Origin of the sequence: Sphaerotilus natans (genome assembly GCF_900156335.1) — a bacterium.
In the GTDB taxonomy this organism is placed as follows: Bacteria; Pseudomonadota; Gammaproteobacteria; order Burkholderiales; family Burkholderiaceae_C; genus Sphaerotilus; species Sphaerotilus natans.
The window spans coordinates 89919-104508 of sequence record NZ_FTMZ01000015.1; the positions used below are offsets into that span (position 1 = coordinate 89919).

16 protein-coding genes are annotated in these 14590 nt (G+C 72.5%); 11 read left to right on the forward strand and 5 right to left on the reverse strand.

What is annotated here, in order from left to right; genetic code table 11:
- Nucleotides 1-22 precede the first annotated feature (22 nt).
- From ribD to BW996_RS13960, 11 genes are read left to right on the forward strand one after another with little or no spacing between them, the layout of a single operon-like run.
- Nucleotides 23-1204 (forward strand): bifunctional diaminohydroxyphosphoribosylaminopyrimidine deaminase/5-amino-6-(5-phosphoribosylamino)uracil reductase RibD, encoded by a 1182-nt coding sequence (gene ribD / locus BW996_RS13910; RefSeq protein ID WP_375131478.1) that lies wholly within the window; start codon nucleotides 23-25, stop codon nucleotides 1202-1204.
- Between the two features lie 57 nt (nucleotides 1205-1261).
- Nucleotides 1262-2359: a bifunctional 3,4-dihydroxy-2-butanone-4-phosphate synthase/GTP cyclohydrolase II gene (gene ribBA / locus BW996_RS13915; protein WP_037481259.1), complete on the forward strand. Its 1098-nt coding sequence runs from the start codon at nucleotides 1262-1264 to the stop codon at nucleotides 2357-2359.
- Nucleotides 2360-2396: 37 nt separating this feature from the next.
- On the forward strand, nucleotides 2397-2861 hold the full coding sequence (gene ribH / locus BW996_RS13920) for a 6,7-dimethyl-8-ribityllumazine synthase (RefSeq protein WP_037481253.1): 465 nt from the start codon (nucleotides 2397-2399) through the stop codon (nucleotides 2859-2861).
- Nucleotides 2858-3376: a transcription antitermination factor NusB gene (nusB, locus tag BW996_RS13925; RefSeq protein WP_037481251.1), complete on the forward strand. Its 519-nt coding sequence runs from the start codon at nucleotides 2858-2860 to the stop codon at nucleotides 3374-3376. The genes ribH and nusB overlap by 4 nt, the downstream gene beginning before the upstream one ends.
- A 34-nt stretch (nucleotides 3377-3410) precedes the next feature.
- Complete coding sequence (locus tag BW996_RS13930; RefSeq protein ID WP_051631867.1) at nucleotides 3411-4625, forward strand: pyridoxal phosphate-dependent aminotransferase; 1215 nt, start codon at nucleotides 3411-3413, stop codon at nucleotides 4623-4625.
- A 32-nt stretch (nucleotides 4626-4657) separates the two neighbouring features.
- Complete coding sequence (locus BW996_RS13935; protein WP_051631866.1) at nucleotides 4658-5947, forward strand: serine/threonine-protein kinase; 1290 nt, start codon at nucleotides 4658-4660, stop codon at nucleotides 5945-5947.
- Nucleotides 5948-5957: 10 nt separating this feature from the next.
- Entirely contained in the window at nucleotides 5958-6389 is a 432-nt protein-coding gene (ybgC, locus tag BW996_RS13940; protein ID WP_037481246.1) for a tol-pal system-associated acyl-CoA thioesterase, read from the forward strand.
- 33 nt (nucleotides 6390-6422) lie between these two features.
- Nucleotides 6423-7136, forward strand: a complete 714-nt coding sequence (gene tolQ, locus BW996_RS13945; protein WP_037481245.1) for a protein TolQ — start codon at nucleotides 6423-6425, stop codon at nucleotides 7134-7136.
- A 13-nt stretch (nucleotides 7137-7149) separates the two neighbouring features.
- Nucleotides 7150-7599 carry an ExbD/TolR family protein gene (locus tag BW996_RS13950; protein ID WP_037481243.1) on the forward strand — a complete coding sequence of 150 codons (450 nt, stop codon included), beginning with the start codon at nucleotides 7150-7152 and terminating at the stop codon, nucleotides 7597-7599.
- Nucleotides 7600-7612: 13 nt separating this feature from the next.
- On the forward strand, nucleotides 7613-8884 hold the full coding sequence (gene tolA, locus BW996_RS13955) for a cell envelope integrity protein TolA (RefSeq protein WP_051631865.1): 1272 nt from the start codon (nucleotides 7613-7615) through the stop codon (nucleotides 8882-8884).
- Between the two features lie 13 nt (nucleotides 8885-8897).
- Nucleotides 8898-9188 carry a GNAT family N-acetyltransferase gene (locus BW996_RS13960; RefSeq protein WP_037481241.1) on the forward strand — a complete coding sequence of 97 codons (291 nt, stop codon included), beginning with the start codon at nucleotides 8898-8900 and terminating at the stop codon, nucleotides 9186-9188.
- Nucleotides 9189-9374: 186 nt separating this feature from the next.
- Here the strand turns inward: BW996_RS13960 and BW996_RS13965 are convergent, their stop codons facing one another.
- The 5 genes from BW996_RS13965 to surE all read right to left on the reverse strand — a co-directional run bounded on the left by BW996_RS13965 (nucleotide 9375) and on the right by surE (nucleotide 14453).
- The gene (locus BW996_RS13965) at nucleotides 9375-10259 is read right to left on the reverse strand and encodes a transglutaminase-like domain-containing protein (RefSeq protein ID WP_037481239.1); all 885 of its coding nucleotides are present in this window, start codon (nucleotides 10257-10259) and stop codon (nucleotides 9375-9377) included.
- 44 nt (nucleotides 10260-10303) lie between these two features.
- Complete coding sequence (gene rlmD, locus BW996_RS13970) at nucleotides 10304-11761, reverse strand: 23S rRNA (uracil(1939)-C(5))-methyltransferase RlmD (protein WP_051631864.1); 1458 nt, start codon at nucleotides 11759-11761, stop codon at nucleotides 10304-10306.
- A gap of 96 nt (nucleotides 11762-11857) precedes the next feature.
- Nucleotides 11858-12775, reverse strand: coding sequence for a peptidoglycan DD-metalloendopeptidase family protein (locus tag BW996_RS13975; RefSeq protein WP_037481237.1), 918 nt, complete (start codon nucleotides 12773-12775; stop codon nucleotides 11858-11860).
- 59 nt (nucleotides 12776-12834) lie between these two features.
- Nucleotides 12835-13692: a protein-L-isoaspartate(D-aspartate) O-methyltransferase gene (locus tag BW996_RS13980; RefSeq protein ID WP_037481236.1), complete on the reverse strand. Its 858-nt coding sequence runs from the start codon at nucleotides 13690-13692 to the stop codon at nucleotides 12835-12837.
- Between the two features lie 5 nt (nucleotides 13693-13697).
- Entirely contained in the window at nucleotides 13698-14453 is a 756-nt protein-coding gene (surE, locus tag BW996_RS13985) for a 5'/3'-nucleotidase SurE (RefSeq protein ID WP_037481234.1), read from the reverse strand.
- Between the last annotated feature and the right edge of the window lie 137 nt (nucleotides 14454-14590).

Sequence of the window (14590 nt, forward strand, 5' to 3'; positions counted from 1 at the left end):
GATGCGGTGCACAATCCTGTTCATGGATGCCCTCGACCCCACTCCGGACGACCTCCTCCCGGCCCCGCTGGCGCAGTTCAGTGCCCGCGACCAGATCGCGATGGCCGAGGCGCTGGACCTGGCCGCCCAGGCCATCGGCCTGACCGAGCCCAATCCCCGCGTCGGCTGCGTGCTGACCGCGCCCGGCGGGCAGGTCATCGGCCGAGGCCACACCCGCGAGGCCGGCGGCCCGCATGCCGAGGTGGTCGCGCTGCGCGAGGCCCGTGCCGCCGGCCACGATCTGCGTGGCGCCACCGCCCATGTCACGCTCGAGCCCTGCAGCCACCACGGCCGCACGCCGCCGTGCGCCGACGCGCTGGTCGAGGCTGGCCTGGCACGGGTGGTGATCGCCGCGCTCGACCCCAATCCGCTGGTGGCCGGCCGGGGCGTGCGCCGGCTGCACGCGGCGGGCATCGAGGTGATCCACGGCCTGATGGCCGAGGCCTCGCGCGAGCTCAACATCGGTTTCTTCTCGCGCATGATCCGCGGCCGGCCCTGGGTGCGCATGAAGGTCGCCGGCAGTCTGGACGGCCGCAGCGCACTGCCCGACGGGCGCAGCCAGTGGATCACCGGTGCGGCCGCACGCGCCGACGGCCATGCCTGGCGGCGGCGCGCCGGCGCGATCCTGACCGGTGTGGGCACGGTGCTCGACGACGACCCGCGCCTGGACACCCGGCTGGCGACCGATCCCTGGGGCCGGCTGCCGCTGCGGGTGGTGCTCGACAGCACGCTGCGCACGCCGCCGACCGCACGCCTGCTCGATGCGCCGGGCCGCGCGCTGCTGCTGTGCCGGCCCGCTGCCCTCGAGGACGAGGCACGCGTCGCGGCGCTGCAGCGCGAGGGCGTCGAGATCGAGGCGGTCGCACCCGGCACCGACGGCCGGCCCGATCTCGCGGCGGTGCTGGCCCTGCTGGGCCGGCGCGGCGTCAACGAGCTGCATGTCGAGGCCGGCGCGCGGCTCAACGGCGCGCTGCTGGCCGCCGGCCAGGTCGACGAGCTGCTGGCCTATGTCGCGCCGGTGCTGCTCGGCGAGGGCCGCGGGCTGGCGGCCTTCGGGCCGCCCGCGGCGCTGGACCAGGCCTGGCGGATGGCGCTGCACGACGTCGCGCGGGTCGGCGAGGACGTGCGCCTGATCGGCCGGCCGTCGGCTGTGTCAGCGCCCTAGGGGACAGACTCGCGCCGGCTTCAGGGTGGGAGGCCGCCGAGCGCCTACAATCCCGGAATGTCGATTTCTCCGATACCCGAGCTGGTGGCCGAGCTTGCGGCCGGTCGCATGATCATCCTCGTCGACGAGGAGGATCGCGAGAACGAGGGCGATCTGGTCCTCGCCGCCGATCTGGTCACGCCGGAAGCCATCAATTTCATGGCCAAGCATGGCCGCGGCCTGATCTGCCTGACGCTCACGCGCGAGCGCTGCGAATACCTGCAGCTGCCGCCGATGGCCGCGCGCAACGGCACCAAGCACAGCACCGCCTTCACCGTCTCGATCGAGGCGGCCACCGGCGTGACCACAGGCATCTCGGCGGCGGACCGCTCGCGCACCGTGGAGGTCGCGGTCGCCCGCGACACCCGGCCGGCCGATCTGGTCCAGCCCGGCCACATCTTCCCGCTGCAGGCCCAGGATGGCGGCGTGCTGATGCGCGCCGGCCACACCGAGGCCGGCTGCGATCTGGCCCGCATGGCCGGCCTGTCGCCCGCCTCGGTGATCTGCGAGATCATGAAGGACGACGGCACGATGGCGCGCCTGCCCGATCTGCAGGAATTCGCCCGCGAGCACGGCCTGAAGATCGGCACCATCGCCGACCTGATCAGCTACCGCAGCCGCAACGAATCGCTGATCGAGCCGCTGCATCAGGCGCCACTGACCACGCCCTGGGGGCAGTTCGACAGCCGCGTCTACCGCGACCGCACCGGACAAGTCCATCTGGCGCTGTCGAAGGGCAGCTGGACGCCCGACGACGAGCTGCTGGTGCGGGTGCACGAGCCGCTGTCGGTGCTGGACCTGCTCGATGTCGGCCGCGCGCGCCACTCCTGGGCGCTGCCGCACGCGCTGGCGACGATCGAGTCGGCCGGCCGCGGCGTGGCGGTGCTGCTCAACGTCGGCCAGGACGCGCAGGCGCTGCTGGGCCTGGCGCAACCGCAGCCGGCCGAACCGGCCCGCCCGACGATGGACCTGCGCACCTACGGCGTGGGCGCGCAGATCCTGCGCGACCTCGGCGTGCGTCGCATGAAGCTGATGAGCAACCGCCGCCGCATGCCCAGCATGGTCGGCTATGGCCTGGAAGTCACCGGCTTCCTGCCGTCCGAGCCCCAGGCCTGAGCGCCGATCCGCCGACCCTCACCACGGAGTCATCGCCATGCAAGGTGCCGACAAGGGCCAATCCACCCGTCTGGACGGCAGCGACCTGCACGTCGCCATCGTCCAGGCCCGCTTCAATGCCGAGCTGACCGACCGGCTCGCGCAGAGCTGCATCGCCGAGCTGCAGCGTCTGGGCGTCGAGCAGCGCCACATCCGCCACATCAGCGTGCCCGGCGCGCTGGAGGTGCCGGTGGCGCTGCAGGCGCTGGCCGAGGCCGACGAGCATGACGCGCTGATCGCGCTGGGCTGCATCATCCGTGGCGAGACCTATCACTTCGAACTGGTCGCCAACGAGAGCGGCGCCGGCGTCACCCGGGTGTCGCTCGATCATGGCGTGCCGATCGCCAATGCCATCCTGACCGTCGAGAACGAGGCCCAGGCCTGGGCCCGCGCCGAAGACAAGGGCGCCGACGCGGCCCGCGTCGCGGTCGAGATGGCGAATCTGCTGGAAGAATTGTCTTGAACCCGAATCAGAAAAACCGTCCCGCCTCCGCCCCGCAAGCCGCCGCCGGCACGCCGCGGCCGAAATCCGCCCGCCGCCGCTCGCGCGAGCTGGCGCTGCAGGGCCTGTACGAATGGCTGATCAGCCGTGCCGATGTCGGCGTGATCATGGCCCACATGCGCGAGCAGGATGATCACGGCCGCTGCGACAGCGCCCATCTCGACGCGCTGCTGCAGGGCTGCATCAGCCAGGTGGCCGAGCTTGACGGCGTGATCGCGCCGCATCTGGACCGCGTCGTGGCCCAGCTCTCGCCGGTGGAGCATGCGGTGCTGCTGATCGGCACCTACGAGCTGCGCCACTGCGTCGAGGTGCCCTACCGGGTGGCGATCAACGAGGCGGTCGAGCTGGCCAAGGCCTTCGGCGGCACCGACGGCCACAAGTATGTCAACGGCGTGCTCGACAAGGCCGCCGCCACGCTGCGTCCGGCCGAGGTCGCCGCCCAGCGCGCCGCCCGCAGCGCGTCGCGCCCGTCCTGATCCTGCCGTCTGCCGTCGAGACCCGCCACCGCTCATGGACCGACTCCCCAGCGCCTCCCCCGATCCGTTCCGGCTGGCGTCGCGTGTCGCCGGCATCGAGCCCTTCTGGGTGATGGAGTGCGCCAAGGCCGCCGACGAGATCGCCCGCAGCCCGGCCTGCGATCCGGCGCGGGGCGGCGAGCCGATGATCTATCTGAACATCGGCGAGCCCGACACCACCGCGCCCCCGGCGGTGGCCGAGGCGGCGCGGCGCTGCATCGACGCCGGCCGCACCCAGTACACCCCGGCGACCGGTCTGCCCGCGTTGCGCGAGGCGATCTCGCGCTGGTATGGCGAGCGCTGGCAGGCGGATGTGCCGGCGCGGCGCATCGTCGTGACCGCCGGCGCGTCGGCGGCGCTGCAGCTGCTGACCAGCGCGGTGGTCGGCCCCGGCGACGAGATCCTGATGCCGGATCCGAGCTATCCGTGCAACCGCCATTTTGTCACCGCCGCCGGCGGCGTCGCCCGGCTGCTGCCGGCAAACGCCGCGCAGCGCTTCCAGCTCGATGCGGCCTCGGTCGAGGCGGCCTGGCGCGAGACCACCCGCGGCGTGATGCTGGCCTCGCCGTCGAACCCGACCGGCACCTCGATCGCGCCCGACGAGCTCGCCCGCATCGCCCAAGCGGTGCGCACGCGCGGCGGCCTGACGCTGGTCGACGAGATCTACCTCGGCCTGAGCTACGACGGCCAGGCGCGCAGCGCGGTGACGCTTGGCGACGACGTGGTGGTCATCAACAGCTTCTCCAAGTATTTCGGCATGACCGGCTGGCGCCTGGGCTGGCTGGTGCTGCCCGAGGCGCTGGTGCCGGCAGTCGAGAAGCTGGCGCAGAACCTCTACATCTGCGCCTCGACGGTCGCGCAGCAGGCCGCGCTGGCCTGCTTCGAGCCCGACACGCTGGCGCTGTGCGAGCAGCGCCGCCTTGCGATGCAGGCTCGGCGCGACTTCATCGTGCCGGCGCTGGAGTCGCTCGGCCTGACGGTGCCGGTGCGCCCTGACGGCGCCTTCTATGTCTGGTTCGACACCCGCGCGCACGCGCCCGACAGCTGGACCTTCTGCATGGACATGATGCAGCGCGCCCACATCGCGCTGACGCCGGGCCGCGACTTCGGCCATGCGCAGACCGCGCACCACGCCCGGCTCTCCTTCGCCAGCTCGATGGACGACCTGCACGAGGCGGTGCGACGCCTGCGGCGGGTGCTCGGGCGCTGACGGCCACGGTCACGCGAGTCCCCGCCACCGCCATGACCACCTCGACCCCGAACCGCCCGTCACCGCCGCCCGGTCCGGCCGAAGCCGGCTGGCTGCCCACCGATCCGGGCGCGCTGACCGAGACCCTGCCGCCCGACAGCCTGCCCTTCGAGCAGCAGATCGGCGCGGCGCTCGACCTGAGCCTGCCGGGCGAACTGACCACGCCGGTGCCGCCGATGCCGGCCGCGCCGGTGCTGATTCCCGACGCCCAGGCCCTGCTGAACCAGAACCAGATGGGCCGCTATGTGCTCGAGCGGCCGCTGGGCGCCGGCGGCCTGGGCACCGTCTGGTCGGCCTACGACACCGTGCTGACCCGCCGGGTCGCGGTCAAGACGCTGCCGCTGGCCGTCCCCGACGGCGAGCGCGAGCCGCTGGTGGCGCGGGTGCTCGACGAGGCCCGCGCGGCGGCGCGCCTGAGCCATCCGCACATCGTCACCGTGCATGACGCCGGCGTCAGCCCGGACGGCGCCTACATCGCGATGGAGCTGCTGCGCGGCAAGGACCTGTCGCAGATGCTGCGCTCGGGCTGGCATCCCAGCGGCGCGCAGGCGGCGCTGATCGTGCGCCGGGTGGCCGACGCGCTCAGCTACGCGCACGGCAAGGGCGTGGTGCACCGCGATGTCAAGCCGGGCAACATCTTCATGGTCGGGCGCACCCGGCCGGTGGTGCTGGACTTCGGCATTGCGCAGCTGCTGCACCAGGCCGAGGCGATCGGCGGGCCGGCGCTGGGCTCGCCCTACTATGCCGCGCCGGAGCAGTTCGACGGCCGCGAATGCGATCCGCGCACCGATGTCTACTCGCTCGGCGTGGTGCTCTACGAGCTGCTGTGCGGCCAGCGGCCCTTCCTGGGCGGCACGCTGGCGGAGATCCGCGCCTCGGTGCGCGCCGGGCGGCCCCGCCATCCCTGCGAGATCGATCCCGGCGTGCCGCACGAGCTGGCCGAGATCGCGCTGAAGGCGATCCGCATCGACCCGGAGCAGCGCCACCGCACCGCCGGCACGATGGCCCGCGAGCTGCGCGCCTGGCTGTCCTCGCAGCCCGAGGCCGGCGAGCCGGCCGGCCCCGCCATGCCGGCTCCGGTCGCCGTGGCGCAGACCCTGCCGCCGCCGGCCTCCACGCTGCCCGGCCCGCTGGGGGCGGCGCCGGCTGCGCCCCGGCATCTCGCTGTTCCCACCGTGCCCCCACCGCCCGGCCGGCCGGCGGGCTGGATGCTCAGCACGCTGCTGGCGGTGGTGCTGGCGCTGCTGCTGCTGGTGGCCACGCTGCTGTGGGCCCGCACCTGATCCCGATCCGATGACCTCTGCGAACCCGAAACCGCTCCTCGACGAATTCCGCTGGCCGCTGCGCATCTACTGGGAAGACACCGACGCCGGCGGCGTGGTCTTCTACGCCAACTACCTGAAGTTCTTCGAGCGCGCACGCACCGAATGGCTGCGCACGCTCGGCTTCTCGCAGCAGGCGATGCGGCTCGAGGAGCAGGCGATGTTCGTGGTGACCGACACCCAGGTGCGCCACCGCCAGCCCGCGCGGCTCGACGATCTCGTCGAGGTGACGGTGCGCTTGGCCGAGCGCGGCCGCGCCAGCCTGGTGCTCGAGCAGCAGGCCTGGCGCGACGGGACGCTGCTGGCCGAGGGCCGCATCCGCATCGGCTGCGTGGATGCCACCTCGCTGCGCCCCCGGCGCATGCCCCCTGCCCTGCTGTCCGCCCTCGGACTGCAGCCCTGACCCCCACCCACGATTCTTCCGAGGCTTGATGCCATGAACCAGGACCTGAACATCCTGCAGCTGGTGCTGCAGGCCAGCATCGTCGTGCAGATCGTCATGGCGGTGCTGCTGCTGGTGTCGCTGGCGAGCTGGGCGGTGATCGTCGCCAAGATCACCGGCCTGCGCCGGGTGCGCGGCGGCAACGACCGCTTCGAGCGCGACTTCTGGTCGGGCCGCCACATCAGCGAGCTCTACCAGCAGAGCGAGCGCAACGCCCACCAGTCCGCGCCGATGGAGCGCATCTTCACCGCCGGCATGCGCGAGTTCCTGAAGCTGCGCGAGCGCCGCGTCGGCGACCCCGGCGCGCTGCTCGACGGCGCCCGGCGCGCGATGCGCGCCAGCTTCCAGCGCGAGCTCGACGTGATCGAGTCCAATCTGTCCTTCCTGGCCACCGTCGGCTCGGTCTCGCCGTATGTGGGCCTGTTCGGGACCGTGTGGGGCATCATGCACGCCTTCACCGGCCTGTCGAACCTGCAGCAGGTGACGCTGGCCACCGTGGCGCCCGGCATCGCCGAGGCGCTGGTGGCCACCGCGATCGGCCTCTTCGCCGCGATTCCGGCCGTCATCGCCTACAACCGCTTCGCGCGCGACATCGACCGCCTGGCGATCCAGCAGGAGACCTTCATGGAGGAGTTCTCCAACATCCTGGCGCGCAACGCCGGCCAGATGAGCACCGCGCAGCCGCCCTCGGCCGCCGCCACGCTCTGAGCGGAGTCCGACGATGCCCGCGATGCAGTCCCGCTCCGGATCGGGGCGCCGCCGCACGATCAACGAGATCAACATGGTCCCGTTCATCGACGTGATGCTGGTGCTGCTGATCATCTTCATGGTCAGCGCCCCGCTGATGACGCCTGGCGTGGTCGACCTGCCCACCATCGGCCAGGCGCAGCGCCAGCCCGACCGGGTGATCGAGGTCATCGTCGACGCCGATGGCCAGCTGCGGCTGAAGGTCGACGGCCGCACGCCCGCCGGCAGCGATCCGGACGAGCGGGTCGCGATGGGCCGGCTGGCCGCGCGCGTCAAGGCGCTGGCCGAAGGCGCCGCGCAGGTGCCGGTCATCATCGCCGCCGACAAGGGCGTGCGCTACGAGCTGGTCGTCAAGGTGATGGACACCCTGCAGCGCGCCGGCGTGGCCCGCGTCGGCCTGGCGGTGCGCACCACCGGTGGCTGAGCGAGGTCGGCCGATGACGCTCCCGCCCTCGCCGCCGCCGCGCGCCCCGATGGTGCCGCCCCCCGCGCCGGCGGACCCGGCCGACGATCCCGTGCGCAACCCGCCCTCGGCCGACAGCCTCGGTCTGGGCTCGACGGTGGCGCTGATCGCGCATGCCGGACTGATCGCCGCGCTCGCCTGGGGCGTGGCCTGGAAGCGCGAGGAGATCGCCACCGTCAGCGCCGAGCTGTGGTCGGCCGTGCCGCAGGCTGCCGCACCGGCCGCCGCCGCCGCGCCAGCCGCCCGACTTGAGGCGCCCGTCGAGGCGGTGCCGCCGCCCCCGGCGCCTGTTCCGCCGCCCCCCCCGCCTCCGCCCCCACCTGCACCGGTGCCCGAGCCGATGCCGGTCCCGGTGCCCGTTCCGAAGCCCAAGGCCAGCCCACCCCCGCCGACAGCGGCGGAGCAGCGCGAGGCCGACATCGCCCGCGAGCGCGCCGAGAAGCGCCGCCGCGAAGCCGAGGAAGCCGAGCGCGAGCGCGAGAAGGCCGACAAAGCCGCCAAGGCCGAGAAGGCCGCCCGGGAGAAGGCCGAACGCGAAAAGGCCGAGAAGGCGGAGAAAGCCGAAAAGGCCGAGCAGCAGCGCGCCGAGAAGGAGCGTGCCCGCAAGGAGCAGGCCGAGAAGGAACGCCGCGAGCGCGAGAAGGCTGAAAAGGCCGAGAAGGCGGAGAAGGAAAAAGCCGCCGAGCGCAAGGCCGAGAAGGAGCGTGCGGACAAGGAACGCGCCGAAAAGGAAAAGGCCGAGAAGGCTGCCCGGGAGAAAGCGGAAAAAGCCGCCCGCGAGAAAGCCGAGAAAGCGGAGAAGGCCGACCAGGAGCGCGCCGCCAGGCTGCGCGAGGAAAACCTGCGCCGCCTGCAGAAGCAGCTCGGCGACGGTGACGGCGGCGAGGGAGACGGCAGCGGCCGTGCCAGCGCCGGCAGTCGCGGCGGCCCGGCCGGATCGGGCGGCGGCGGCACGGCGGCGCAGTCCTCCGGCCCGTCGGCGGGCTACGCCGGCCGGCTGCGCGCCTACCTCAAGCCCAAGCTCACCTTCACCGGCGAGATCCGCAGCAGCGCGCCCGCCGTGGTGCGGGTCCGGGTGGCACCCGACGGCACCATCATCTCGCGCGAGCTGCTGAAGTCCAGCGGCCAGCCCGAGTGGGACCAGGCCGTCATCAACGCGATCGACAAGGCCGGCGTGGTGCCGCGCGACATCGACAACCGCGTGCCCCCGGTGATCGACATTCCCTGGACCGCCACTGAACGCTGAGCCGAGACCGCCCATGACGACGCCCCCGACCGATCTGACCATCGTCCACAACACGGCCGCATCGCGCTTCGAGGCGGTCGTCGACGGGCTGACCTGCGTGGCCGCCTACCACCGCAGCGGCGACCTGATCGACATGCACCATACCGGCGTGCCACGCGCGCTCGAAGGCCGCGGCATCGCCGCCGCGCTGGTCCGGGCCGCGCTGGACTGGGCCGCGGCCGAGGGGCTGAAGGTGCGTCCGAGCTGCTCGTATGTGCGGGTCTACATGCAGCGGCATCCGCAGACGCAGGGGCTGCAGGGCTGAGCCACGTCGAGCGCGCTCGTGGGTGCCCGCCTTCGCGGGCATGACGGTATCAAGCGCTCACCCGCAGCCGCTCTGCCTGCGCCACGATCGCCGCCCGTTACCCTCTCCCCACCGCGCCGTCACCCTCGCCCCTCCGCACCGTCACCCTCGCGAAGGCGAGGGCCCACCACCGCCCGCCCCCGGCGCTCAACCCCGCGCCGGCGGCCCGTCGTCGGTCGACAGCGCCTGGGCGCAGTGCACCGGCAGCGTCAGATCGGGTGTGCCGGTCAGCGCCTCGATGCGCAGGCGCGGCGGCAGCGGCGGCGACTGCACGCCGCCGAAGATGGTCGCGAAGGCCGCATCGGCCGCGTCCCGCCCCGTGCCGAAGCGCACGAAGCCCATCGGAATGGCCGTGCCCGAGGGATCGAAGATGTACCAGCGGTCGCCCAGATAGACCTCCACATAGGCATGGAAGTCGGTCGGGCCCAGCGCCGGGTCGGCGCCGTAGTCGATGCCGGTGGCGAAGCGCGCCGGAATGTTGAGCGCGCGGCACAGCGCGATCATCAGGTGCGCGAAGTCTCGGCACACGCCCACCCGCTCGACCAGCGTGTCCAGCGCCGAGGTGGTCGAGTTCGTGCTGTTGGACTGGAAGAGCACCCGGCGGTGTACCCAGTCGCGGATCGCCTGCACCCGCGCGTAGCCCGGCGGCAGATGGCCGAACTCGGCGAAGGCCAGCCGCAGCAGCCGGTCGGACTGGCAGTAGCGGCTCGGGTAGACATAGGGCAGCACATGCACCGGCAGCCGCGACACCGGCACCTCGCCGATCTTGGCGGGATCCTCCATGTGGTGGCGGATGTCGACTGTGGCCTGGTAGGCCACCCTGAGCGGCCCGGCGGCAGCATGCAGCCGCATGTAGCGGCTGCCGTGCACCGGATCGAGCTGCACCTCGGCGCGCTGGCAGGGATCAAGCGTCAGCGCCTCCTCGCGCACCGTCTGGCGGCTGGTGTGCGCGACGTGGATGTTGAAGACGAAGTCGCACGAGGGCGACAGGACGAGGTAGTCAAGCTCGATGGACAGCCGAAGGCGGATCATGAATCTTTCCGTGAAGGGGCGCCCGGATCAAGCAAGAACGGTGCTCATGCCGGCTCGCCTGTCTCGGGCGCAGCGCCTTCGGAGGCCGCACCCTCCTGCGGCTCGGCCTCGACCGGCGCCGGCAGCGTCCAGCCGTCGATGCGCTCGAACACCGCGATCGACTCGACATGCGCGGTGTGCGGGAACATGTTGACCACGCCCGCGGCGGCGCAGCGGTAGCCGGCCTGGTGCATCAGCAGCCCGGCGTCGCGCGCCAGCGTCGAGGGATTGCAGCTGACGTAGACGATGCGTGCCGGCGGCTCGTAGCCCGCGATCGGGTTCTGGCGCACCTCGGCAAGCGCCTTGGCCAGCGCGAAGGCGCCTTCGCGCGGCGGATCGACCAGCCAGCGTGCGGCCGAGCCGTAGGCGGCCAGGTCCTGCGCCGACAGCTCGAACAGGTTGCGCGCGGCGAAGGTGGCGTTGTCGCGGCGGTTGACGACCGCGTTCTCGCGCGAGCGCTGCACCAGCGCCTCGCTGCCTTCGATGCCGAGCACCTCGCGCACCTGGGTGGCGATCGGCAGCGTGAAGTTGCCCAGGCCGCAGAACCAGTCGATCACCCGCTCGTCGGGCTGCGCGTCCAGCAGCTTCAGTGCCCGCGCCACCAGCACCCGGTTGATGTGGTGGTTGACCTGGGTGAAGTCGGTCGGCTTGAAGGGCATGGTCACGCCGAACTCGGGCAGCGTATAGGCCAGCTGCGGCCCGGCGCCCTCGCCCGCGTCGAGCAGGTGCACCGTGTCCGGGCCCTTGGGCTGCAGCCACCACTGCACCCGGTGCTGGGCGGCGAAGTCGCGCAGGCGCTGCAGGTCGGCCTCGCCCAGCGGCTCCAGGTGGCGCAGCACCAGCGCGTTGACCAGGCCCTCGGGCGACTCGCCCAGCGCCAGCTCGATCTGCGGCAGCGTGTCGCGTGCGTCCATCGACATCACCAGCGTGCGCAGCGGCAGCAGCATCGCGCTGATGTGCGGCGGCAGGATGCGGCATTCGCTCATGTCGGCGATGTAGCGCGACTTGCGCTCGTGGAAGCCCACCAGCACCGTGCCCTTCTTGACCACATGGCGCACCGACAGCCGCGCGCGGTAGCGGTAGCCCCAGGTCGGGCCCTCGATCGGGCGCATCACCCGCTCCGGGCGCACCTTGCCGAGGTGCCAGAGGTTGTCCTCCAGCGTGCGCTGCTTGACCGCGACCTGCGCCGCGGCGTGGAAGTGCTGCATCTTGCAGCCGCCGCAGGCGCCGGCGTGCAGGCCGAAGTTCGGGCAGCCGGGCGTCACGCGCTGCGCGCTCTCGCGGCCGATCTCGATCAGCTCGCCCTGCTCCCAGTTGTTCTTGCGCCGGCCGGTCTTCACGCGCACCGTCTCGCCAGGCAGCGCGCCCTCGATGAAGACGACCTTGCCTTCGCTGTTGCGGGCCACGCCCTGGGCCTCGAGGTCGAGCGCGTCGACCTTCAGCCATTCGTTGATGTCGGTCATGGGAGAAATTGCGGGGGATGAAAGCGAGACCGCCGCGACCGGCATGCGGGTGCCGGAGCGGCGGTCAGGGGAATGGAAGCGCGGTGGCGGCCGGCCTCAGCGCGCCGGCAGCACCTTGACCGGATCGACCGGCTTGCCCTTGCGGCGAACCTCGAAATGCAGCTTGACGCGGTCGGTGTCGCTCGAGCCCATCTCGGCGATCTTCTGGCCGCGGCGCACCATCTGGTCCTCGCGCACCAGCAGCGCCTTGTTGTGCGCGTAGGCGGTCAGCAGCGTGTCGTTGTGCTTGATGATGATCAGGTTGCCGTAGCCGCGCAGGCCCGAACCGGCATAGACCACCCGGCCATCGGCGGCGGCCAGCACCGGATCGCCTTCCTTGCCGGAAATCGCCACGCCCTTGCTGCGGGTGCCCTCGAAGCCGGTGACGATCGGACCCTGGGACGGCCACAGCCAGTTGACATCGTCATCGGCATCACGGCCGGCCGAGGCAGCCGGGCCGGCGGCAGGTGCCGGCACCGGGGTGCTGGCCACCGGCGGGGTGGCCGGCGCCGAGGCGGCCGGAGTGGCCGCGGTGGCCGGCGGCGCCGCGGGCACCGGCGCCGTCGTCACCGGCGCGATCGGACGCGGCTCGATGCGCGGCGTCACCACCGGCCGCGAGGCGACCTGGCTCGGATCCTGGCCGGGCGACACCACCCGCAGCACCTGGCCGACCTCGATCAGGTCGGCATTCTCGAGCTGGTTCCAGCGGCTGATGTCCTTCCAGTTCTGGCCGGTCTCCAGACCGATGCGGATCAGCGTGTCGCCGGGCTTGACGGTGTAGTAGCCGGGCTTGCCGGCATTCTCGTGGCCGGGGGGAAGACGCTCGGGCTCGGCCGGCTTCGAGCTGCTCGAAGGGCTGCGGTTCTCGAGCGGAGCCGGCGGACGCAGATGCGAGGCGCAGCCGGTCAGGATCAGCGCGAAAGCGCCGCCGAGCAGGAACCTGATGCCGGGAAGCGTGGAATATGGAGTCGTCATGGAGTGTGATGGAGGCCCGCAGCCGCTGATGAGTCCGGACGGGGCGTGGGAGCCTCACCTCAGGAGTGTCCGAATTCGCTGATCCCGGATTCTAAGGGGACGAAGCGCACCGGCTCGTGAATGCGCTGCACGATGCTGCCGTCGGCCAGCCGGTCCACCACCATCAGCACCTGCGACTTCAGCGCCGCGTCGTGCACCGGCGCGACCAGCCGCCCGCCGCGGGCCAGCTGCTCCAGCCAGGCCGGCGGCAGCTCATGTCCGCCGGCGGCGGCAATGATGGCGTCGAAGGGCGCGGCAGGCGCATGGCCCAGCCGGCCGTCGCCGTAGACCAGCTGCAGGTTCGCCAGCGCCATCGGCGCCAGCCGCGCCAGCGCCCGCTCGTGCAGGCCGCGCAGCCGCTCGATCGAGATCACCCGCTCGGCCAGGCCGGCCAGCACCGCGGCCTGGTAGCCGCAGCCGCTGCCGATCTCCAGCACCCGGCGCAGCGCCGGGCCGCCCGGGCGCTCGCGCAGCAGCTCGATCATGCGTGCCACCACCGAGGGCTTGGAAATGGTCTGGCCCAGGCCGATCGGCAGGCTGGTGTCCTCGTAGGCCTGGCCCTGGAGCGCGGCGTCGACGAAGAGATGGCGCGGCACGCGCGCCATCACCGCCAGCACCGCCTCGTCGCGGCAGCCGGCCTGGCGCAGCCGGTCGACCATGTGCTGGCGCAGCGGTGCGCCGTCGCCCGGCGCCGGCCGGACCGGCTCGGCCGCGCGGCGCACCGGGAAGGCGACCCGGGGCGTCGCCGGCACCGGCTCATGGCGGATCACCGAATCGGTGCCGGGCGAGACCAGCCGGCGCGCCGACGGCTGCGCCCGCTCCAGCCGCAGCGGCCAGCGGCCCGAGGGCGGCCGGGCATCGTCCTCGCCGTCGGCCATCGGGCTCAGGCGGACGGGCCGGCCAGCCAGCGCTGCCAGCCCGGCAGGCCGGCATGGTCGGTCAGATCGACCTGCAGCGGCGTGACCGAGACGATGCCGGCGGCCACCGCATGGAAGTCGGTGCCCTCGCCGGCCTCGCGGACCTCGCCCTGCGCGCCGATCCAGTAGATCGGGTCGCCGCGCGGGCTGAACTGGCGCACCACCGGCTCGCTGGCGTGGCGTCGGCCCAGCCGGGTGACCTGGCGTGGCAGATCGGCCGCGTCCGGACGGGCCGGAATGTTGACATTGAGCAGCCACGCACCGGCCGAGGGCGGCCGCGCCAGCACCTCGGCGATGATCCGGCGCGCGGTCTCGGCCGCCGCGTCGAGGTGGCGCCAGCCATGCTCGGCCTGCGAGAAGGCGATCGCCGGCACGCCGAACAGATAGCCCTCGGTGGCCGCAGCGACCGTGCCGGAGTAGATGGTGTCGTCGCCCAGGTTCGGGCCGTTGTTGATGCCCGAGACGATCAGGTCGGGGCGGTGCTCGAGCAGGCCGGTCAGCGCGACATGCACGCAGTCGGAGGGCGTGCCGTTGACCACCCTCACCCCGCTGTCGGCCCGCCAGGCCGACAGCGGCCGGTGCAGCGACAGCGAGTTGGAGGTGCCGCTGGCGTTCTGCTCGGGCGCCACCACATCGACCTCGCCGAAGCTTCGGCAGACCTCGACCAGCGCATGCAGCCCCGGCGCAAGGTATCCATCATCATTGGCCACCAGTATTCTCATGAAGCCGATTGTAGGCACCGGCCGGCACACCCGCGCATCCGGGGGCGACAGCCCGGACCCGGGGGATGGGGTACTGCCGCTCCCCGATGCCTGCACCGATAATCCTGAACTTGCATACTCCAGCGCCCGAAGGCGCC

Bases quoted from the DNA above. Each gene is read 5' to 3' on its own strand.
- BW996_RS13960 (WP_037481241.1), top strand. From the start codon at position 8,898: ATGACGACGCCCCCGACCGATCTGACCATCGTCCACAACACGGCCGCA.
- BW996_RS13935 (WP_051631866.1), top strand. From the start codon at position 4,658: ATGACCACCTCGACCCCGAACCGCCCGTCACCGCCGCCCGGTCCGGCC.
- ribD (WP_375131478.1), top strand. From the start codon at position 23: ATGGATGCCCTCGACCCCACTCCGGACGACCTCCTCCCGGCCCCGCTG.
- tolQ (WP_037481245.1), top strand. From the start codon at position 6,423: ATGAACCAGGACCTGAACATCCTGCAGCTGGTGCTGCAGGCCAGCATC.
- BW996_RS13975 (WP_037481237.1), bottom strand. From the start codon at position 12,775: ATGACGACTCCATATTCCACGCTTCCCGGCATCAGGTTCCTGCTCGGC.
- ribH (WP_037481253.1), top strand. From the start codon at position 2,397: ATGCAAGGTGCCGACAAGGGCCAATCCACCCGTCTGGACGGCAGCGAC.
- BW996_RS13965 (WP_037481239.1), bottom strand. From the start codon at position 10,259: ATGATCCGCCTTCGGCTGTCCATCGAGCTTGACTACCTCGTCCTGTCG.
- rlmD (WP_051631864.1), bottom strand. From the start codon at position 11,761: ATGACCGACATCAACGAATGGCTGAAGGTCGACGCGCTCGACCTCGAG.
- BW996_RS13980 (WP_037481236.1), bottom strand. From the start codon at position 13,692: ATGGCCGACGGCGAGGACGATGCCCGGCCGCCCTCGGGCCGCTGGCCG.
- tolA (WP_051631865.1), top strand. From the start codon at position 7,613: ATGACGCTCCCGCCCTCGCCGCCGCCGCGCGCCCCGATGGTGCCGCCC.
- BW996_RS13930 (WP_051631867.1), top strand. From the start codon at position 3,411: ATGGACCGACTCCCCAGCGCCTCCCCCGATCCGTTCCGGCTGGCGTCG.
- surE (WP_037481234.1), bottom strand. From the start codon at position 14,453: ATGAGAATACTGGTGGCCAATGATGATGGATACCTTGCGCCGGGGCTG.
- ribBA (WP_037481259.1), top strand. From the start codon at position 1,262: ATGTCGATTTCTCCGATACCCGAGCTGGTGGCCGAGCTTGCGGCCGGT.
- BW996_RS13950 (WP_037481243.1), top strand. From the start codon at position 7,150: ATGCCCGCGATGCAGTCCCGCTCCGGATCGGGGCGCCGCCGCACGATC.
- ybgC (WP_037481246.1), top strand. From the start codon at position 5,958: ATGACCTCTGCGAACCCGAAACCGCTCCTCGACGAATTCCGCTGGCCG.